18 protein-coding genes and 1 other annotated feature (1 of these 19 running past the window's edge) are annotated in these 21,700 nt (G+C 40.3%); of the genes, 3 read left to right on the forward strand and 15 right to left on the reverse strand.

All coding sequences use genetic code 11. The features are described from left to right. Positions 1 to 17 precede the first annotated feature (17 nt). The 3 genes from pyk to D8787_RS05005 form a co-directional block, all read right to left on the reverse strand. Positions 18 to 1,523: a pyruvate kinase gene (gene pyk, locus D8787_RS04995; RefSeq protein ID WP_033683532.1), complete on the reverse strand. Its 1,506-nt coding sequence runs from the start codon at positions 1,521 to 1,523 to the stop codon at positions 18 to 20. 58 nt (positions 1,524 to 1,581) lie between these two features. After that, a complete protein-coding gene (gene pfkA, locus D8787_RS05000) occupies positions 1,582 to 2,589 on the reverse strand; it encodes a 6-phosphofructokinase (RefSeq protein ID WP_125421372.1) in 1,008 nt (335 codons plus the stop codon). Between the two features lie 81 nt (positions 2,590 to 2,670). Then, positions 2,671 to 5,772, reverse strand: a complete 3,102-nt coding sequence (locus D8787_RS05005; RefSeq protein ID WP_185776754.1) for a DNA polymerase III subunit alpha — start codon at positions 5,770 to 5,772, stop codon at positions 2,671 to 2,673. 380 nt (positions 5,773 to 6,152) lie between these two features. Here D8787_RS05005 and D8787_RS05010 point away from each other — a divergent pair, with 380 nt between their 5' ends. Then, positions 6,153 to 8,435 carry a Xaa-Pro dipeptidyl-peptidase gene (locus tag D8787_RS05010; RefSeq protein WP_125421378.1) on the forward strand — a complete coding sequence of 761 codons (2,283 nt, stop codon included), beginning with the start codon at positions 6,153 to 6,155 and terminating at the stop codon, positions 8,433 to 8,435. Between the two features lie 523 nt (positions 8,436 to 8,958). Further along, complete coding sequence (locus D8787_RS05015) at positions 8,959 to 9,429, forward strand: arginine repressor (protein WP_125421381.1); 471 nt, start codon at positions 8,959 to 8,961, stop codon at positions 9,427 to 9,429. Positions 9,430 to 9,476: 47 nt separating this feature from the next. Here D8787_RS05015 and D8787_RS05020 read toward each other — a convergent pair whose 3' ends face one another. The 9 genes from D8787_RS05020 to dnaG all read right to left on the reverse strand — a co-directional run bounded on the left by D8787_RS05020 (position 9,477) and on the right by dnaG (position 17,133). After that, positions 9,477 to 9,635, reverse strand: coding sequence for a hypothetical protein (locus D8787_RS05020; protein ID WP_001858283.1), 159 nt, complete (start codon positions 9,633 to 9,635; stop codon positions 9,477 to 9,479). Positions 9,636 to 9,644: 9 nt separating this feature from the next. Beyond that, positions 9,645 to 10,955 carry a GTPase ObgE gene (gene obgE / locus D8787_RS05025; RefSeq protein ID WP_125421384.1) on the reverse strand — a complete coding sequence of 437 codons (1,311 nt, stop codon included), beginning with the start codon at positions 10,953 to 10,955 and terminating at the stop codon, positions 9,645 to 9,647. Between the two features lie 63 nt (positions 10,956 to 11,018). Then, positions 11,019 to 11,153 (reverse strand): DUF4044 domain-containing protein, encoded by a 135-nt coding sequence (locus tag D8787_RS05030; RefSeq protein ID WP_000863859.1) that lies wholly within the window; start codon positions 11,151 to 11,153, stop codon positions 11,019 to 11,021. A gap of 58 nt (positions 11,154 to 11,211) precedes the next feature. Beyond that, positions 11,212 to 11,388: a PspC domain-containing protein gene (locus D8787_RS05035; protein WP_125421420.1), complete on the reverse strand. Its 177-nt coding sequence runs from the start codon at positions 11,386 to 11,388 to the stop codon at positions 11,212 to 11,214. Positions 11,389 to 11,417: 29 nt separating this feature from the next. Next, a complete protein-coding gene (locus D8787_RS05040; protein ID WP_125421387.1) occupies positions 11,418 to 12,743 on the reverse strand; it encodes a glycosyltransferase family 4 protein in 1,326 nt (441 codons plus the stop codon). Positions 12,744 to 12,758: 15 nt separating this feature from the next. Further along, positions 12,759 to 13,802 carry an alpha-galactosylglucosyldiacylglycerol synthase gene (gene cpoA, locus D8787_RS05045; RefSeq protein ID WP_185776755.1) on the reverse strand — a complete coding sequence of 348 codons (1,044 nt, stop codon included), beginning with the start codon at positions 13,800 to 13,802 and terminating at the stop codon, positions 12,759 to 12,761. A 114-nt stretch (positions 13,803 to 13,916) separates the two neighbouring features. Further along, positions 13,917 to 14,246, reverse strand: coding sequence for a metal-sulfur cluster assembly factor (locus tag D8787_RS05050; protein ID WP_033683522.1), 330 nt, complete (start codon positions 14,244 to 14,246; stop codon positions 13,917 to 13,919). 14 nt (positions 14,247 to 14,260) lie between these two features. Beyond that, a complete protein-coding gene (gene rpoD, locus D8787_RS05055; RefSeq protein ID WP_004259586.1) occupies positions 14,261 to 15,370 on the reverse strand; it encodes an RNA polymerase sigma factor RpoD in 1,110 nt (369 codons plus the stop codon). A gap of 2 nt (positions 15,371 to 15,372) precedes the next feature. Further along, a complete protein-coding gene (gene dnaG, locus D8787_RS05060) occupies positions 15,373 to 17,133 on the reverse strand; it encodes a DNA primase (protein WP_221765911.1) in 1,761 nt (586 codons plus the stop codon). Between the two features lie 213 nt (positions 17,134 to 17,346). Between dnaG and D8787_RS05065 the strand changes: the two genes are divergently transcribed. Then, positions 17,347 to 18,513: an IS30 family transposase gene (locus D8787_RS05065; protein WP_125421390.1), complete on the forward strand. Its 1,167-nt coding sequence runs from the start codon at positions 17,347 to 17,349 to the stop codon at positions 18,511 to 18,513. 253 nt (positions 18,514 to 18,766) lie between these two features. On the opposite strand, the gene D8787_RS05070 is transcribed toward D8787_RS05065, so the two are convergent. From D8787_RS05070 to trpX, 3 genes are all read right to left on the reverse strand, one after another. Then, positions 18,767 to 19,525: an ABC transporter ATP-binding protein gene (locus D8787_RS05070; RefSeq protein WP_125421393.1), complete on the reverse strand. Its 759-nt coding sequence runs from the start codon at positions 19,523 to 19,525 to the stop codon at positions 18,767 to 18,769. Beyond that, positions 19,522 to 20,388, reverse strand: a complete 867-nt coding sequence (locus tag D8787_RS05075; RefSeq protein ID WP_102210236.1) for an ABC transporter permease — start codon at positions 20,386 to 20,388, stop codon at positions 19,522 to 19,524. Before D8787_RS05075 ends, D8787_RS05070 begins: the two co-directional genes overlap by 4 nt. Positions 20,389 to 20,463: 75 nt before the next feature. Further along, complete coding sequence (gene trpX / locus D8787_RS05080; RefSeq protein ID WP_125421396.1) at positions 20,464 to 21,459, reverse strand: tryptophan ABC transporter substrate-binding protein; 996 nt, start codon at positions 21,457 to 21,459, stop codon at positions 20,464 to 20,466. 112 nt (positions 21,460 to 21,571) lie between these two features. Then, positions 21,572 to 21,700 (reverse strand) — a binding site (T-box leader); it runs 89 nt beyond the window's last position.

The raw sequence follows: 21,700 nt of genomic DNA on the forward strand, positions 1-21,700 counted from the left end.
GGCTTTTTGTTATTAAATTAACGTACTGTACGGATACGCATTGTGTTTGTACGAACAGCTTCTCCAAGTGGTACACCAGCTACGATAACGATATCGTCACCAGATTGTACAAGACCTGCTTCAACTGCTTTACGTTCAGCAATTTCGAACATATCATCAGTTGAAGATGGAGCATCTGTCAACATTGGGATAACACCCCAGTTCAACATCAATCCACGTTCTGTCAATTCGTCAAATGTCAACGCCAAGATATCAGCATTTGGACGGTATTTAGAAATCAAACGTGCAGTGTGACCTGTCTTAGTAAGAGTTACAACCAATTTAATGTCCATTGAGTTAGTAGCATCTTTAACAGCTGAAGCCATTACTTCTGTCTTAGAGTTACGTTCGAATGAATCTGAGTTCAAACGGCCGTATTCGTTAAGAAGAGTTTGAGCGTTCTTATCGATAGTAGCCATTGTAGTTACTGACTCAAGTGGGTATTTACCGTTTGCAGACTCACCTGAAAGCATTGTAGCGTCAGTTCCATCGATAACAGCGTTAAATACGTCTGATACTTCTGAACGAGTTGCACGAGGTTTTTCAGTCATTGTTTCAAGCATGTTTGTTGCAGTGATAACAACTTTACCTGCAGCATTGACTTTCTTGATGATCATTTTTTGGTAAACTGGAACCATTTCGAATGGTACTTCGATACCCATGTCACCACGAGCGATCATGATACCATCAGCAGCTTCGATAATTTCATCCAAGTTGTCGATACCTTGTTGATTTTCGATTTTAGCGAACAATTGAACATGTCCGTTTCCAGTTTCTTCACAGATTGCACGAACTTCGTTTACATCTTTTGCAGTACGTACGAATGAAATCGCGATGAAGTTGATACCTTGTTCAAGACCAAAGCGGATATCATCGTTATCACGTTCAGCAAGAGCTGGGAAAGGAATTTTAGTGTTAGGGATATTAACACCTTTTTGTTTTGCGATTACACCGTCATTTTCAACTTCAACTTCAAATTCACGAGTTGCATCATCTTTAGCAACCACACGAAGACCAAGTTTACCATCGTCAACCAAAACTTGACGACCAACTTCAACATCATCATAGATATCAAGAGCTCCAGCAACGTTCAATGCAATCACATCACGAGTTGATTTAATTCCTTGTTTAGTTGCAACACGGATTTTTTCACCAGTTGTGTAAGAGTACTCTTTTGCATCTCCTTCAAACAATTCTGTACGGATTTCTGGTCCTTTTGTATCAAGAAGGAAACCAACTTTTTTACCTGCAAGTTTTTCAGCAAGTTTAACAGTTGCCATACGGTCACCTTGTTCTTGGTGGTCACCGTGTGAGAAGTTGAAACGGAATGTGTTAGCACCAGCTTCAATCAATTTAGCAATGTTTTTAGCAGAAGCTTCAACATCCAGTTTTCCACTCCAGTATCCGTCATCACCAAATTTTTTACCACCACGGATCTCTACCGCAGGACCTAAAGTTGCAACGATTTTTACACGTTTGTTCATGATTTTTGTGACTCCTTTATATATATGACCTCTTTGGTCTTATTAACTAAATTATAAATTATGACAAGCTCTTATTCAAGCTAGATAGTTCAAGGTCAGCTTTGTGTGGGTTATTTACCACAATCTTACCATCTGCAGTCAAGCTAAACAATGCCCCTTCTTCTGCAGTGCCAAGAATTGGGTTTTCAACCATTTTCTCATTACGGATACCAACCGCAACACCACCGATACCTTGTTTAAGAAGTTTAACGGCATGAGCACCCATACGTGATGCTAAAACACGGTCACGCGCAGTTGGAGAACCACCACGTTGAATATGTCCAAGTTCTGTCACACGAAGGTCGCTTGTATCTCCAGCTTCTTTCAGTTTTTGACCAAATTCAGCCGCTGACATCACACCTTCTGCCAAGACGATAATGTTGTGTTTTTTACCACACTCATAGCCAGCTTTGATGCTTGCTACGATATCTTCCATCTTGAAACCTTCTTCAGGGATGATGATTTCATCAGCACCAGTTGCAATACCTGCCCAAAGAGCGATATCACCTGCGTTACGTCCCATAACTTCGATAACAAAAGTACGACGGTGACTTGATGATGTATCACGAATCTTATCGATAGCGTCCATAGCAGTAGTAACTGCAGTATCAAAACCGATTGTGAAGTCTGTACCAACGATATCGTTATCGATTGTACCTGGAAGACCGATAGCTGGGAAGCCATGTTCAGTCAAACGCATAGCACCGTGGTAAGATCCATCACCACCGATAACAACTACGCCTTCAATCCCGTGTTTTTTCAATTGCTCAATCCCTTTAAGTTGCCCTTCAAGTTGAGCGAACTCTGGGTAGCGAGCTGAGTGAAGGAAAGTACCACCACGAGAAATGATGTCTCCTACTGAAGCAGCATCTAATGGATGAATTTCACCAGCAACCATACCAGCATATCCATCATAGATACCAAAAACTTCCATTCCTTCTGAAATTGCTTGACGAACAACTGCGCGGATGGCAGCATTCATACCAGGGGCGTCTCCACCACTAGTTAAAACAGCAATACGTTTCATTTGGTTTATGCTCCTTTTTCTTTTAACATTCTTACTGATTATACCACATTTAATTGGAAAATTCTTCTATTTTCCGTAATTTTATCGATAAATCGTTTTCATAACCATTCCATCTAATTGAGCTTCTAATTCATCAGATTTAGCTACAAAATGATGAGGAGATACAATGGTTTTCTGTTCCTCTTCATACCTGATGATGACTGGAATTGGGCCTTTATATTGCTCTAAAATATGCGAAATTTCTTGATCCGATTCATGATTTTTCACTTGAATCCAAAAGCGTTCAGCCACTGCTTCTCTTATTTCCTGTGCAATCATTTGCAGACGGCCATCACGGGACTGGATTTTCCCTCTGATATAGTAGAAGGCTCCTTCTCTTACTTCCTGCCCAACCTGTCGATATAAATCTGAAAAGAGGGTAACATCCAGTTTTTTCTTACTATCATCGACCTGTAAGAAAGCCATATTTTCACCCTTTTTGGTGCGAATAGTTTTAATTTTTTGAATTTCTACCAAGATAATAGAGTGACTATTTTCTGACAAATTTCCAATGGGTGTAATCGGATAAATAGACTTGCTGGCAATAGCTTGTAAGGGATGTTTACTGACTCCTACCCCTAAAAGCTCTTGTTCCATATAGAATTTTTCTTGTTCTGTCCAATCTTCCGATTCCTGCCAACTATAAATAGTATCTCCAAACAAACTTCCTAACTCTTTTACAAATTCAAATAAATTAGATAAATTATTGAATACTTTTTGACGATTTTTTTCAAATGAATCGAAAAGGCCAACTTTTACCAAAGGTTCTAGCAGAGGAAGTTTCAGATAATTCTCAGGTAATTTAGCTATAAAATCTTCAATGTTAGAATAGGGTCTATGTTCAATAATCCAAAGCGCCAAATCCTTGCTTACTCCCTTAATCGATTTCAGACCTAGATAGATGGACTTGTTTGCAATTTTATCGTGATAAGGAATAGTATTGATTGACAGAGGCGCTACTTCAAAGCCTGCTTCAAGGGCATCTGTTAGGTAATCACTGTTGGCAGAATTTAACATGACCTGATAAAAAATGGCTGGATAATGCGTTTTGAAATAGGCCAACTGGAAAGCCAAGGCTGAGTATGCATAGGCGTGTGACCTGTTAAAACCATAACCTGCAAACTTCTCCATGACATCAAAGACCTGCTCTGCCTTTTCCGCAGTATGACCTGCTTTTAATGCTCCCTGAATAAAGGAAGCCCTCATCTCATGCATGGCAGAGGCATCCTTTTTCCCCATAGCTCGACGCAAAATATCGGCTTTCCCAAGACTAAATCCAGCAAAACGCTGAGCAACCTGCATAACCTGCTCCTGATAGAGCATAATGCCGTAGGTTGGAGCCAAAATATCCTCCAGCACTGGATCCAGAACCGTCACTTCTTCCTGACCATGCTTTCTTGCCACAAAATTATTGATATAATCACTTGCACCTGGACGATTTAAAGAAGTAGTTGCTACGACATCTTCAAAACAGACTGGCTGCACACGCTTTAGCAGGCGAATAGCACCAGGTTGCTCAAATTGAAAGATACCTTTTGTATTACCAGAAGCAAAAAGAGCCAGCGTTTCTTTGTCTTCCAAATCGATTTCTTCAATTTTCAGATGAATCCCTTCTGTTTCAGCAAGCAACTCTTGCATTTTCTGGACAAAGGTCAAATTTCGTAGCCCCAGAAAATCCATCTTCAAAAGCCCGCTAGCTTCAACTCCATGAGCATCGTACTGAGTCAGTGGGATTTCGTCACCATGCTTCAGAGGGATGTAGTTGGTCAAATCTTGGTCACTGATCACAACACCAGCCGCATGGACAGAGGTTTGTCTTGGATAGCCCTCTATCTTGCAAGCAATTTCAAAAGCTTTTTGGTATTCTAACTTACTATTGATTTGCTGACGAAACTGGAGATTGCCCTCATAGGCTGACTTGAGATTATCACGAAAACTGATTTTCTTAGTAATTGCAGACAATTCATACTCTGGCACACCAAAACGCTTCAAAACATCACGTAAAGCTTGCTTAGCCCCAAAGGTAGAAAAAGTAACGATCTGAGCCGCATGCTTACTGCCATATTTATTGCCAACATATCTGATAAAATCTGGACGATAAATATCTGGGATATCAATATCAATATCAGGCATAGTATAACGTTCACGATTGAGGAAACGTTCAAAAATCAAATTTTTCTCTACTGGGTCAATCCCTGTAATATCTAAGGCATAGGAAACCAAACTACCAACTGCAGAACCCCGTCCCATGCCCATATAATAGCCATTCGAGCGTCCAAAACGCAACAAATCCCAAACAACCAAGAAATAATCATCAAAGCCCATATCATGAATAACAGCCAATTCTTGGTCTAGACGATTTTGATATTCTTTACTAGTCAACCCCTTCTGAGCTAGCCCCAGTTCAGCACGTTCTCTCAACTCTTCTACTGCTGGTCTAGCTGGATTAAAGCGAGGCAGTTTCAGACTAGTATCCAAGTCATAAGAAATACCTAAAATAAGCTTTTCTAAATTGTCCAAGGCTTGCGGAAAACGTTCTTGGAATAGTTTCTCTAAAGAACTTGCTGATATAAGGACATCTTGTCGTGAGCGTAAGGGAACTTCTCTGAGTGGTAGATTTTCTTTAATCGCTGTTAACACTTGTAGAACTTCTCTATCCCTGCTTTCAAAAGCATTGACCCGATAAAGGGGCAAGATTGGATGATGAAATTCACTGACCGGTGTTTCTGGGTAAACCCCAATATAGTAATCACAGCCTATATTTAGAGACTCAATCTCTTCAAAATAAGGCACAATGACCGCAATATCCTCCAGGTGTTGGGACAGGACTGACCAAGTTTTCTCCCCCTGCATCTTGGCTGTTGAAAGCTTCATCAACTGCTGATAGCCCACACTAGATAGAGCTAAAAAACGCAGATTTACTTCCTGCACATCCACTAAAAGAGTCATTTCAAGCCCTAATAGAGGATGAATGCCGTATTTTTTTGTAATCTCTAGAAAGTCGAAAGCCCCATATAGGTTATCAATATCCATCATAGCCAGATGAGTGTAGCCATAGTCTTTAGCTGCTCTCACATACTTGTCTATCGAAATGACACTCTCCATAAAACTATAGACTGTTTTTGTATCTAGTTGCGCAATCAATTTACCCTTCTCCTCTATCCTTCTCACTTTATTATACCATTTTTCAAAAAGAGAAAGACAAAAGCATCGAATCCTGTCTATATTTTATCCTTAAAGTAAAATTTTTTGAACGAAAAAGGTAAAAATACATTTAAAGAATCAAATGCTCCGGTAATTTTTTTACTTTTTTATCCCAAGAAGTGAATATATCTTTTAAAAGAGAAAGATACGTCAAGTTAACTTATTTTCTATAATAACTTGTTTCAGCTATAGAATAGTACCTGTTTTTCCATATAAATTGTATTCATTATTCTTTAATTAATTTCTTTCTCACTTAATGATTCCCTTTCTCCCCTTTTTTTGATATAATAATCTTAATTATTATTTTACAAGGAGGTTTTATGCGCTTTAATCAATTCAGCTATTTATCACTTCCAAGAGATACTATTTTATGTGATTTAAAAAAGTATGGATTTGATTTACCAGTCAACATTACAAATAAAAAAATGTTTGAAGCGTTTCTTATTCGTTTCTTTTTTAATTATAAGGATATCACCTATCCTCTATCTAGTTTAGCAGTTGATAAAGAAACTGACTTACTGAAATTTTTTCAGTCAGACAAGAATTTAACTGCAGATATTTTTTATACTGTTGCTTTTCAACTTTTAGGCTTTTCTTATTTAGTTGACTTCGAAGACAGTGAAGCTTTTCGTAAGGAAACTGGATTTCCTATTGTATACGGTGACTTGATTGAAAATCTCTATCAGTTGCTCAGTACTCGAACCAAAAAAGGAAATCTCCTGATTGAACAACTGGTAAGCGACGGTCTTATCCCTGAAGATAATACCTACCACTACTTTAACGGTAAGAGCTTGGCTACTTTTTCCATCCATGATGCCATTCGTGAAGTCGTTTACGTTGAGTCTCGTGTCGATACCGACCAAAAAGGGCTACCAGACCTAGTCAAGGTTAGCATTATTCGTCCTCGTTTTGATGGACAAATCCCTGCTATCATGACAGCCAGTCCCTATCATCAAGGAACAAATGACAAGGCTAGTGACAAGGCTCTCTACAAGATGGAGGGCGAGCTTGAAGTGAAGCCTGCTCACAAGATTGAGCTAGAAGAACCTCAACTAAATCTCGTCAAACCTCAAGGTCAAGCTGATCTAGTGTCAGAAGCTGAGGAAAAGCTGACGCACATCAACGCTAGCTATAGTCTCAACGACTACTTCCTTCCACGAGGGTTTGCTAATCTATATGTTTCAGGTGTTGGTACCAAAGACTCTACTGGTTTCATGACTAACGGAGACTACCAGCAAATCGAGGCCTATAAAAATGTTATTGATTGGCTTAACGGCCGTTGCCGTGCCTTTACTGACCACACGCGCCAGCGTCAAGTCAAGGCTGATTGGTCAAACGGAAAAGTAGCAACAACAGGACTTTCCTATCTAGGTACCATGTCAAACGGCCTTGCCACTACTGGTGTAGATGGTTTAGAAGTAATCATTGCCGAGGCTGGCATTTCATCTTGGTACAACTACTACCGTGAAAACGGTCTGGTGACTAGCCCAGGTGGTTATCCTGGAGAGGATTTTGACTCGCTTGCTGAGTTAACCTACTCTCGTAATCTCTTAGCTGGTGACTATATCCGTGGTAATGAGACTCACCAAGCTGACTTGGAAAAAGTAAAAGAACAACTGGATCGCAAGTCTGGTGACTACAATCAATTTTGGCATGACCGCAACTATCTGCTCAATGCTGACAAGGTAAAGGCAGAGGTTGTCTTTACTCATGGTTCTCAGGATTGGAATGTCAAACCACTTCATGTTTACCAGATGTTCCATGCCCTTCCTGCTCATATAAACAAGCATCTCTTTTTCCATAATGGCGCTCATGTTTACATAAACAACTGGCAGTCCATTGACTTCCGTGAGTCCATGAATGCCTTATTGACTAAGAAATTACTGGGACAGGAAACGGATTTCCAACTTCCTACTGTCATCTGGCAGGATAATACCACTCCTCAGACTTGGTTATCACTTGATAACTTCGGTGAGAAAGATAACTTTGAAACCTTCTCACTTGGTCAAGAAGAGCAAGTCATTCAAAATCAGTACTCAGATAAGGATTTTGAGCGTTATGGGAAAACATACCAGACCTTCAATACGGAACTCTATCAAGGGAAAGCCAATCAAATTACTATTGACCTGCCTGTGACCAAGGATCTTCACTTGAACGGTCGCGCTCAGCTCAATCTTCGTATCAAATCCAGTACAAACAAGGGGCTCTTATCAGCCCAACTACTGGAACATGGACAAAAGAAATACCTACAACCTTATCCAGCTGTTTTAAGTGCTAGAACCATTGACAACGGTCGCTATCATATGCTGGAAAATCTCTGTGAATTGCCATTTAGCGCAACTACACAACGAGTAGTGACAAAAGGCTATCTCAATTTGCAAAATAGAAATGATTTACTGTTAGTAGAGGATATTAAAGCAGATGAATGGATGGATATCCAGTTTGAGCTGCAACCAACTATTTACAAGCTAAAAGAAGGAGACACTCTCCGTCTAGTCCTTTATACTACTGACTTTGAAATCACCATACGTGACAATACCGCTTATCACCTAACTGTTGATTTTGAACAGTCTACACTTATCCTACCTTGCCAAAAGGTATAGGCTATCAGACTTTCAATATGGAAGAATTCCAAGGACAAGGTCACTCAAAGACCCATTGACCTTCCTAAAATTAAAAGCTTCCACTTGAACAGTCGAACAAAACTACAACTTGGTATCAACTCCAGTCCAAATAAGAGCTTTTATCAGCCCAACTACTGGATTTTGAACAGAAGATACCAACACCCTTAACCAACATGTGTGACCCTCTATACTACACGCTACCACACCACATGTTGGACAATCTCTGTGAATTACCGTTTAGCGTACATTCACAAGAAGCCGTGACAAAATGCTACCAAAATTGAATGATTCACTGTCATTAAAGAACATCAATGCAGATGAAGTGTTAGACAGCCAATTCATCTGCACCCAACAAGTGACAAGTTAAAAGAAGGAGATGCTCTCCATCTAGTTCTTTATACTACTGACTTTGAAATCATTATACGTGACAATACCGCTTACCACTCGACTGACGATTTCGATCAGTCCACGCTTTCTGTACTTTGTACAAGGAGTAAATTTTATGAATAAATCTGAACACCGCCACCAGCTCATACGAGCACTTGTAACCAAAAACAAGATTCATACTCAAGCTGAGTTACAAGCTCTTCTTGCTGATAATGATATTCAAGTTACACAAGCTACACTTTCGAGAGATATTAAAAGCATGAACCTCTCAAAAGTACGTGAAGAAGACAACTCTTACTACGTGCTCAATACAGGTTCTGTCTCAAAATGGGAAAAACGTCTCGAACTCTACATGGAAGACGCCCTTGTCTTGATGCGCCCAGTTCAACACCAAGTCCTACTAAAAACCCTTCCTGGACTTGCTCAATCCTTTGGTTCTATCATTGATGCTTTGAGCTTCCCTGACGCTATCGCTACCCTCTGTGGCGATGATGTCTGTCTCGTCATCTGCGAAGATGTAGAAGCTGCCCAAAGATGCTTTGAAGACCTGAAAAAATTCGCTCCACCATTTTTCTTTGAAGAATAAAACAAAATTCCGTGTCCTGATTATGGCACGGAATCTTTTTATCTATTTTACTGAGATGGTTTTTCTTTTTTAGTTCGTGCCAATCTCAGGGCACGATTTGGATTGAGACGATTAAATAGTTCTTCCAATTTCTTTTCATTCCAAACATCTGCGGCGGAAACAAAATTGCCATCCGCATCTCGGAAAGATATCGGTTTATCTCCCATATCAGTCTCCTAGTCTACAAATTCAAACTCAAATTTACCAATACGGACCAAATCCCCATCTTTAGCACCACGCGCACGTAGGGCTTCATCAACCCCCATACCACGTAATTGACGGGCAAATTTCATGACTGACTCATCACGATCAAAGTTGGTCATATTGAAGAGTTTCATGAGTTTTTCACCAGAAAGTACCCATGTCGCATCGTCATCACGACTAATTTCAAAGGCTTTTTCTTCCTCGTCAAAACCGTAGTAAGCTTCTTCTTCCATATCTGACTCGTCGTAGAGTAAGAATTCTGGTGTCTTGTCTAACAATTCAGCTGTAGCATCCAAGAGCGTTGCCAGACCTTGCTTGGTCAAACCAGAAATTGGGAAGATTGCTGGTAACTCTTCAAATTCATCGTAGTTTTCAGCTAATTTCTTCTTGAAAACTTCAAGATTTTCCTGACTCTCAGGCATATCCATCTTATTGGCTACAATAATCTGTGGACGCTCCATGAGGCGAAGATTGTATGACTCCAGCTCTTTATTGATAGCTAGATAGTCCTCATAAGGGTCACGGCCTTCACTAGCTGACATATCAATGATATGAAGGATGACACGTGTACGCTCGATGTGACGGAGGAACTGGGTTCCCAAACCAACACCTTGACTAGCACCTTCAATCAAACCTGGCAAGTCAGCTACTGCAAAGGATTCACCTGATTGGGTACGAACCATACCAAGATTTGGCACAATGGTGGTAAAGTGGTAGGCACCGATTTTAGGTTTAGCTGAGGTAATAACACTTAAAAGAGTTGATTTCCCAACAGATGGAAATCCTACTAAACCGACATCCGCAAGGATTTTTAGTTCTAATTGTAACTCACGTTCCTGACCTGGTTCTCCATTTTCAGAGATTTCCGGTGCAGGATTTTTTGGTGTCGCAAAGCGGATATTTCCACGTCCACCACGTCCACCGTGAGCAACGATAAATTCTTGCCCGTGTTCTATCAAATCTGTCAAAACCTTGCCAGTCTCTGCATCACGAACAGTCGTACCTTGTGGCACTCGAACTCTAAGGTCATCAGCACCACGACCATGCATCCCTTTGGTCATCCCTTTTTCACCAGAATCAGCCTTGAAATGACGATTGTAGCGGAAATCCATCAAGGTACGCAAACCTTCGTCTACAACGAAGACCACATTTCCTCCACGACCACCATCACCGCCCCAAGGACCGCCATTAGGGACATATTTTTCACGGCGAAAGGCAACCATGCCATCGCCACCATTACCAGCCTTGACCTTGATCTTGGCTGTATCTAAAAACATACTCATTATTTCTTCTCACTTTAAAAAAGGGCTGGGAAATCCCAGTCACTAAATTTTCTTGAATCTATTTTATAGATTACTGAGGGCACCAATTGCAGTTGCAAAAATTCCCAATAAACTTGCTACTAGCATGATAATCACGATAAACAAGGTTATTTTCTCAAACATAGTTTTTTTACGATTTCCATTATCTCCAAATGCCATTTTTTTCTCCTTCGTTACATTCTATTTTCTATTATCTTAGCATGAATTCAGCTAGTTTTCAATAGTCAGTTGCTACTGGTGCAATAATCCATAAAATGATATAGGCTACAATTCCAGCTCCATAACCAAAAGCAAGAACACCCCATATTACACGAACAATAGTGGGATCCATATCAAAATAATTAGTCACTCCAGCACAAACACCTGCAATCTTTTTATCATGACCACTTCTCATTAATTGTTTTTTCATAGCTGTTCCTCTTTCTATTCTTCATGGTCTTTCCAATAGTCTCTGATGCTGATTAACTGTGTTTTTGAAGCCCTCAGCATTCGTCTAGAGCCTTTTACGGGCACAGCAACCACCTGTTGTGGAAGATACAAAACTGTCTTAAAGATACGCTGACTAACCGTATCATCTTTGGCTAAATCTTTCTCGAAATTATTTGAAATAATGGCATCCAAATAAAATTCATGCACCCGTTTTCCAAAGTTCTCAGCTGAAATCTCATATAATTTCTCTGATAAGCTATGCTCATTCATATCTGGTGTTGCAATTAGAGCCTCTAAAATAGCTCCAGCTAAATCATACTCGCCGTAATACAAGGTACCAAACATTTTATCACTAATAAGATTGTCCAGATACGGATTTCCGTGAGCAATGACAGGCGTCCCACTGGCCAAGCTTTCCAAGTAGGTCAAGCCCTGCGTTTCACTTGTCGATGCAGAGATGAAGAAATCTGCCGCCTTATAGTAAAGAGCTGTCTCACTAGGAGCAATCATACCTGTAAAGATAACGGAGTCTTGAATCTCTAGTTTCTGGGCTTGCTCTTTGAGGTCATCCAGATAAGGCCCATCCCCAGCAACTACCAGTTTCACCTTGTCTTCCTCTCTCAGAACTTCTGCAAAGGCTACTAGTACTACTTGAATATTTTTTTCATAGGAAATTCTGGAAAGACTAAGCAGCATCTTTTCATCATCTTGAATCCCTAGTTTACTACGTAGTTCTTTTAGATTTTCTTGCTTGATTTCTGGACGTTCAAATTTAGCTAATTCAATCCCAGTTGGAATTACCCGCTTTTCAACCCTGACTTTATAGTCAGATAGCAAGTCCCGAACAATCTCACTCGGGCAAATAACCCCATCCACGTCATGAAGGAAACCTCTGACCAGATACTTAACCATACTCGGACGAATCAACATCCCCTTGGCAATATAATGCACATAGTCTTCGTACTGGGTGTGATAGGTATGAATAACTGGAATCTTCAATTCACGCGCAATCCAAATCCCCAACAAGCCTAGAGAAAATTCTGTCTGAGTATGGATAATATCTAGCTGATACTGCTTGGCAATTTCAAGCGCCTTGCTAAAGCCTCTATAGGCAAAGCGGCGATCTTTGAAAGCAAAGAAAGGCACACTTGGAATGCGGATAATTTGCCAATCTTCGTAGCGATTAACATCCTTATCTGTCGTCGTAAAGATAAAAACAGTATGTCCCTGCTTTTCAAGTTCTGTTTTCAAGGTTCGAATACTGGTCGCAACACCAGAAACCTGAGGAAAATAGGTATCTGTAAATAAACCAATTCGCATAGATTACCTCACTTTTTACTTTCTCCCTAAAGCGGCTTGTTTCTCATAAAAGTCCAACCAAATTTGTAACAGATGCTCTTCAGAATACTCTCTAGAAATATTCTTAGCTTTTTCTTTGAGATCTTTTAAGGCAACAGGATTTGCTTGATATTCTAAAATAGCCTCTTTCATCTCTTCTCTATCTGCTGTCCCCCGATAATTTCCCTCCAAAATAACCTTATAGAGATCCAAATCACGTAACATAATCGGAGCTTCACAACTGGCAGCCTCTAAAATAGTCATAGGAAAGAGCTCATTATAACTAGGCAACAAGAAAAGATCCGCTAGGGCATACAATTCACGCATTCGCTCTGGCGACACAATGCCTGGAAATATCAAATTTTCAGGTGGATTATCCATCATTTTCTTGTAGCGTTCATAACCATCTGTCATACCACCAAAAGAGAAACCACCCGCCCAGATAAAGGTAATCTGAGGCAATTCCTCAGCCAGACAGATAAAATCATCAATCCCCTTACGTTTCTGAACTTGACCCGCACCAACTACGATAAACTGATTTTCATCAAGGTCAAATTCTGATCGCAATCGACTTACTTCTTCTTGTGGAAGAGGATGCCATTTTTCCTTGTTGACAAAGTTAGGAATATAGGTCACTTTTTCACGTGGAATACCAGCGGCCACCAAATCCTCTATAAACATAGGATTGACCACCACCAAGTGCTCCATCCGATTGTAAAAAGAAAATACATAGCGTTTAACAATTCCCTTTAAGAAAAATGGAATCTTCAAACTCCCCTCAAGTGTATCAGGTAAGAAATGCACATAGCCAATTTTTCTCCCTGAGCGTTTCTTTTGGAAGGTTGATAAATAATAGGGGAAATCAATTGTATGAAAGTGAGTCACATCTGCCTCGATTGGAAGATTTTCAGTAACAATCAATTGGTCCTTAGCATCACGGTGAAGAAGACGAACTAATTCACGGTAGGCACCTGAAACTCCTTGTCCTGCTACTTTCTCACTTGAACTCAACATATTGATTCGTAATTTCTTTTTTTCCATAACTACTATTATATCATTTTCTCTGAATAAAATCAGCAAAAGAAAGGAGAGACTAGAGGAAAAGAGGGGAAATTTCCTCGCTTTTCCAATGGTCTCTCATATACTTTTATCTGTTTACTTAATACCTAGCGCAATGCGTGCATAGCGACTCATTTTTTCAACGGTCCAGGCTGGATACCAGACTAATTTAACCTCAGTATCAGTTACTTCTGGAACCTCTGTCATGGCATCATAAATCTGGTCCGTCAAAAGGTCCGCTAGGGGACAACCCATAGTTGTCAAAGTCATATCAATCTCTGTTTGTCCTGTGTCGCCGTCAAAACGAATCTCATAAATCAAACCAAGATTAACAATATCAATCCCCAACTCAGGGTCGATGACTTCTTCCAAGGCTGATAAAATTCGTGTTTTGATAGTTTCGATTTGTTCTTCTGTATAAGCCATATTTATCCTCACTCTTAGTCTTCAATAAAATCACGAAGCGGTTTGCTGCGACTTGGTTGGCGTAGTTTTCTCAAAGCTTTAGCCTCAATCTGACGAATACGCTCACGGGTTACGTTAAAGACTTTCCCCACATCTTCAAGGGTGCGCATTTTCCCATCATCTAGTCCGAAACGTAGACGTAGAACATTTTCTTCACGATCTGTAAGAGTATCCAAGACCTCATCCAACTGCTCACGCAAGACGATACGAGTTGTATAGTCCACTGGATTTTCAATCACTTCATCTTCGATAAAGTCCCCAAGATGGCTATCATCCTCTTCACCGATTGGTGTTTCAAGCGATACTGGTTCTTGGGCAATCTTCAAGATTTCACGCACCTTATCAGGGGTCATATCCATACGTTCAGCAATTTGTTCTGGCGTTGGATCTTGTCCCAATTCTTGAAGGAGATTACGTTGTTCACGAACCAATTTATTAATAGTTTCAACCATGTGGACTGGGATACGGATGGTACGAGCTTGATCCGCAATAGCACGAGTGATGGCCTGACGAATCCACCAAGTTGCGTAAGTTGAGAACTTGAATCCTTTAGAATAGTCAAACTTGTCAACTGCCTTCATCAAGCCCATGTTTCCTTCTTGAATCAAGTCAAGGAACTGCATACCACGGCCGACATAGCGTTTGGCAATGGAAACAACCAAACGAAGGTTGGCTTCCGCAAGACGTTGTTTAGCTTCGATATCGCCAGCTTCAACTGCTAGTGCCAATTCTTTTTCCTCTTCATTGGTCAAGAGAGGAACGACACCAATTTCTTTCAAGTACATACGGACAGGGTCGTTTACCTTAGCCGAAGTTGAACCAATCAAGTCCTCGTCGCTGAGTTCTGGCTCTTCTTCTGCACTAAGAACACGCGCACTTGGATTCCCTTCGTTATCTGTGATTGAAATCCCTGCATCCTGAATCCGTTGCAAAAGATCTTCTATCCCATCAGCATCCAAGGTAAAAGGAATGACTAGACTAGCATTAATTTCATCGTCTGTTGCTGTCCCTTTTTGCTTATGATTGCGGATAAATTCTGCTACTTGTACGTCAAATGTTGTTACTTCTTTTTGTTTTGTTGCCATTATTACTCCATTCTTCTCTTTTGGGAAATTAAACGTTCCAATTCTTCTAGGGCTGTGTCGGTATCTCCTACATGGCTAGCTTCCTGCACCTTCTTTTTGATTCTCATATTGTCCTGATTCAAGAGAGCCTTGTTTCGAGTCATCTCTACTTCACTAAGTTCCTGCGGTGACATCTCAGCAGGCAAATCCTGAGCTAAGACTTGGTACCAAGCTCTTTCAACTTCCTCTGTCTGTTCTGCTAGAACTTCTGGAGGAAGATTGCCATACTGGCCAAGCAAGTCATATAAGACCTGAAATTCAGGTGTGTCAAATGCAAAATCTTCTCTCAAACGGTAATCATTCAAAACAAGAGGGGATTCCATCATTCGATAAAGTAGATGGGATTCTGCCCTCATAATAGCCGATAACTGCTTGGTGACAGGCATGGTGATTGGCGTCGGTCTAGAAATCCCTTCCATGCGATTCTGTCTTTGTGCCTGTCGACTCTCATTAACAATCTGCTCAATCTGGACATAATCAAAGGACGCCAGACTGTCAGCTAAAATATGAATATAGCTGTTTTGAGCAGTAATAGACTTTTCTTGAACAATCAAGGGAGCTATTTTTTCAATAAACTCAATCTGAGCCTGCAGATTTTCACTATTTTCAGGCTTGTACTGGTGAATGTAAAACTCAATCGGACTAATACGAGTTTTCGTTAATAGATAGGCCAAATCTTCTGGACCATTTTTTTGTAGATACTCATCTGGATCCAAGTTATCAGGCATGCTAACGATTTGCACAGGCATATCGCCAATTTCATCCAAGGCTTTCAATGTCGCAGCCTGTCCAGCCTTATCGCCATCGTAAACAAGAACCAACTTCTTGGTTAACCTTTTCAGATGCTCAACATGCTCTCGACTCAAGGCCGTTCCCATAGACGCCACAGCATTTTCGATTCCAGCCCGATAGGCTGCAATAACATCCATGAACCCTTCCATGAGGTAAATCTCACTGGCTTTACCAGAAGATTTTTTTGCCCTATCCATATGATATAATTCGTAACTTTTGTTAAAAATTGCAGTCGATCTACTATTTTTATACTTAGAAGTTTGTGAATCCGTTTTCTGCCAGATACGACCTGAGAAGGCAATGACCTTTCCCTGATCATTTGTAAGGGGAAACATAATGCGATTGTGAAAGGTGTCTACAAATTGATTGGCATCAGAGAGATAAAACAGTCCTGAATCTAGAAAATCCTCATCACGATACTGAGCAGACAAACGTTGATAGAGATAGTTTCGTTCTGGAGGTGCTAAACCAATCCGAAAATGCTTGAGGACTTCATCTGTCAAACCACGCTGATAGAGGTAGTTTCTAGCCTCTTCCCCCATGGTCGTTGTCATGAGAATAGCATGATAAAATTTGGCAGCATCTTCGTGCATATCATAAAGAGCTTGGTGAGGCGAGGCTGGCTTCTGCTCACTATAAAGCGGTTTTTCCACCTCAATCCCGACACGCTGACCTAAGATTTGGACAGCCTCCATAAAGGGAACCCCTTGGTACTCCTCGATGAATTTAAAGACATCACCTGAGCGACCACAACCAAAACAGTGATAAAACTGCTTATCCTCTACGACGTTGAAAGAAGGTGTTTTTTCACCATGAAAAGGACAGAGCCCTAGATAGTTCCGTCCTGCCTTTTGTAAAGAAATCACATCTCCTATGACTTCCACAATGTTGGCATTGTTTTTGATTTCTTCAATGACTTGTTTGTCAACCATACACAATACCTCCATGTTATCATAGTTTACTTTATATAGTATACTTTATTTCAGAAAAAAAGTAAACCATTTCACTCGTTTTCCCTACTTTATTCAAAGAGGGTAACTTCTCAAAGTAACTTCCACTTTGCTAGCCGAAGTGGAAATTAGTCTAAAACGGATTTTTATGGTGGAATTAAGTATGAGACGTTTGAGTTAGAAATGAGGTCTACTATGACAAAACATAAACACCTTACCCTTTCAGACCGTAATGATATCCAATTAGGCTTAGAGCGCGGTGAAACCTTCAAAGCTATTGGACAATCCATTCTAAAAGACCCGACCACTGTCTCCAAAGAAGTCAAACGAAACAGACAAGTCCGAGAGTCTACGTGTGATAACCTTCCTTGCCCTTTACTCGATAAGGCTCCCTTTGTCTGTAATGGTTGCCCTAAAAGAAGACAGAATTGTGGCTATAAGAAGATTTTATACCTCGCTAAACAAGCTCAAAAACAATACGAACAAACTCTTGTAGAAGCTCGTGAAGGAACTCCTCTCAATTCCAAGACCTTCTGGGACATGGACAAAGTCATTTCTGAGGGTGTTAAAAAGGGACAACACATCTATCATATTCTCAAAACTCACAATCTTGATGTCAGTTCCTCAACCGTCTATCGACACATCCGAAAAGGATACCTATCTATCGCTCCTATTGACCTAGCCAGAGCCGTTAAATTCAAAGAAAGACGGAAAAGTAAGCTACCTTCCATCCCTAAAGAAGCTAAAAAAGGCCGTTCCTATGAGGATTTCCAAAACTATTTAGTCCTTAATCAACTAGACTCTTGGCTGGAAATGGACACAGTTATGGGCAGGATGGGAGGTAAAATCCTACTTACCTTCAACCTGTCTTTCTGTAACTTTATCTTTGCTAGACTTCTGGATAATAAAACTGCCCTTGAGGTTACCAAATACCTCTATGATATTAAGAACACTCTTCACCAAGCTGACAAAGATTTCTTCCAACTTTTTCCTGTCATCCTGACAGATAATGGTGGAGAGTTTGCCAGGGTCGATGATATCGAAATGGATGTGCGAGGAGAGAGTAAACTCTTCTTTTGTGATCCTAATCGCTCTGACCAGAAAGGGAGAATTGAGAAAAATCACACACTAATTCGTGACATTCTACCTAAGGGAACTTCCTTTGACAATTTAACTCAAGAAGATATCAATCTCGTCTGCTCTCATGTCAACAGTGTCAAACGTGCTGCTTTGAATGGAAAGTCAGCCTATGAGCTCTTTGACTTTACCTATGGAGAAGAGATTCCTAAGCTTCTAGGTATTTCTAAAATACCTGCAGAAGACGTCTGTCAGTCTTCTAAATTACTCCAACATAAGTTCTAAAAACTAACCTTTAACCGCATTCAAACGTCTCACACTAACTTCCACCATAGCGGAACTTAATCTGAAACGCTTTCAGATGAGGGGATTTTGTGCGCTCTTTTTTTCGATTCATTTTGGCTACAAAAGCGATGAAATCAAGCATGATTAAAACCAGTGGAACTTACCCTGACACGGATTTCCACTGGTTTTTAGGATTTTTATCAGACTAACTTCCACTTGGAGTAGCAGTGGAACTTAGTTTGGGAATTTACCTTTATTCAAAGAGTTGATAATAATCAGAGATTTTCATTTTTGCCTTTTCTTCTTGGTTCAAATCTTGGATAATCCGTCCTTCTTTCATGACAATTAAACGATTGCCATATTTGAGAGCATCTTCCATATGATGGGTAATCATAAGGGCTGTCAGCTGATCTTTCTTAACAAATTCATCTGTCAATTCCATCAAAGCAACACTAGTCTTTGGATCAAGGGCAGCAGTATGCTCATCTAACAGGAGTAATTCAGGTCTCTTCAAGGTTGCCATCAAGAGACTCAAAGCCTGTCTTTGCCCACCTGATAAGAACTCGATCGGTGTATTCAAATGTCTCTCAAGACCATTCCCTACTTTTTCAATGGTTGCCTGAAACTCATCCTTATAGCTAGTCAAGCGTCGTGGTAACAATCCACGCTTTTCACCACGAAACTTGGCAATTAAAAGATTTTCAGCCACCGTCATACGGGGAGCTGTCCCCATCTTGGGATCTTGGAAAACACGAGACAGATACTTAGCTCGTTTCTCTGGTGAAAACTTGGTAACATCTTCACCTAAAATACGAATAGTCCCACTGGTTAAGGATAAGGTTCCTGCAATAGTGTTAAAGAGAGTTGATTTCCCAGCCCCATTTCCACCTAAAATCGTGATGAAATCCTGTTCAAAAATTTCTAAGGAAACATCATTTAAAATAATCTTTTCTTCATCAAAGCCATTTTTAACAACTTTGGTTGCATTTTTTAATTCTACAATTGCTGTCATTTGCTTAACTTGGCTCCTTTCAAGATTGTTTGCTTAAATGTAGGAATCATGAGGCAGACTGCTAAAATCACGGCACTGTACAAACGAAGGTAGCTTGTGTTAAATCCAAGCGCAATAACTGCCCACACTAAGAATTGATAGGCGATAGAACCCACAACGATGGCAACCAAGCGCTCTGCCAAACTCAAACTCTTGAAAATAACTTCCCCAATAATCAAACTTGCAAGACCTACAACGATAACCCCTATTCCTCGAGATACATCAGCATAGCCTTCTTGCTGGGCAATGAGAGCTCCTGCAAGGGCAATCACACCATTTGATAAGACCAAACCCATGAGCTCCATGCGCCCAGTATGAATTCCAAAACTTCTAGCCATATCAGGATTGTCACCTGTAGCAATATAGGCTTGTCCGAGTTTGGTGTCCAAGAAAAAGAGCATGAGAGCAATGACAAGACTGACAAAGATAAGACCTGTCAATAGTTGGTTCAAATCTGAAGTAAAAGGCAAGACATCCTGAATTTGCTTGGTTCCAAGCAGTCCTAAATTTGCACGTCCCATAATCAATAGCATGATAGAGTGACAGGAAGTCATTACCAAAATCCCTGAGAGCAAGGTTGGGATCTTCCCTTTTGTATAAAGAAGTCCTGCTGCCATTCCAGCCAAACAACCTGCTCCAACAGCAACAAGAGTCGCTAAAAAGGGATTTACACCTTTGGTTATCAGAGTGACAGCAACAGCTCCCCCAAGAGGGAAAGAACCTTCTGTCGTCATATCTGGAAAGTTCAAAATCCTAAATGTCATAAAGATCCCCAGACCTAAAATAGCCCAGACAAATCCTTGAGAAATAATAGATAATATCATCTGTTTCTTAACCTTTTCTATATGATTTCTATTGTAAAAAATTGGAGGAGATGTCCCCAACTCCTCCATTACAGATTATTCAATCACTTGTCCTGCTTCTTTGAGAACAGACTCAGGAATAGTAATACCTAACTCTTGTGCCAATTTTTTATTGATTACTGATTTACCAGTTGAAAAGACATTAACTGGAGTATCAGCTGGTTTTGCACCTTTCAAGACTTGCGCAATCATTTTACCAGTTGCCACACCAAGGTCGTGTTGGTCAACTACAACTGATGCCAAACCACCAACTTCTACCATGGCAGTTGCGCTTGGGTAAATTGGTTTTTTAGCTGATTTGTTGCTTGATACAACAGTTGAGAAGGCTGAAGCAATAGTGTTATCAATTGGAACCCAGATAGCATCGACCTTGCTAGTCATAACGTTGACTGTTGAAGCAATTTCATTTGTTGAAGGAACCGCAAATGTTTCCACTGTCAAACCTGCTTTTTCAGCATAAGCCTTAAATTCTTCGACCTGTGTTTTTGAATTGTCTTCGCTACTTGAGTAAAGAGCTCCGATTGTTTTCACATTTGGTGTTAGAGCCTTGATGAGTTCAACTTGTTGTTGAGCTGGATTGTGGTCAGACACCCCTGTAATGTTGCCACCTGGTTTTTTCAAATCTTTAACCAAATTAGCACCAATTGGGTCTGTAATAGCAGCCATGATAACCGGTAAGTCTTTTGTGGCGCTAGCCAAACCTTGAGCAGCTGGTGTTGCAATACCAACCACAAGGTCATTGCCATTTGCAACCAATTGTTTACTCATTGTCGCAACCTTACTTTGGTCACCTTCTGAGTTCATAAAATCGATTTTAACTTGGTCATCTTTATAACCTTCTTCTGAAAGTCCATCTTGAATTCCTTTATAAATCAAGTCAAGAGATGGATGGCTGACAAACTGAAGGACACCAACTTTGGCAACTTTTTTCTCATTCTTAGCTTCTGGTTTATTCATTGAAGAGTAAATCAAACTTCCTGCTACTAAGACTGCTAATGCAGCGATAATTCCAATTAAACGTTTATTTTTCATTCTATTTCTCCTTTTTATTTCTTTAAAATACTTCACTTATCTAAACAAGCGACGCCATCGTTTTCTTTCCATACTAACCTCCAGCAAAAAAAGTCCTCACACAAAAAACTTGTGTGAGGACGTCAATGCGCGGTGCCACCTCAATTATAGGGAATTTCCCTATCGCTCTGTCTCGCAATAACGAGATGCACTGTAAGGTGTGCTCACCGAATTTTTATGATTTCAAATTCTAAATAACATT

Origin of the sequence: Streptococcus mitis (assembly GCF_003944325.1) — a bacterium.
Taxonomy (GTDB): Bacteria; Bacillota; Bacilli; order Lactobacillales; family Streptococcaceae; genus Streptococcus; species Streptococcus mitis_CW.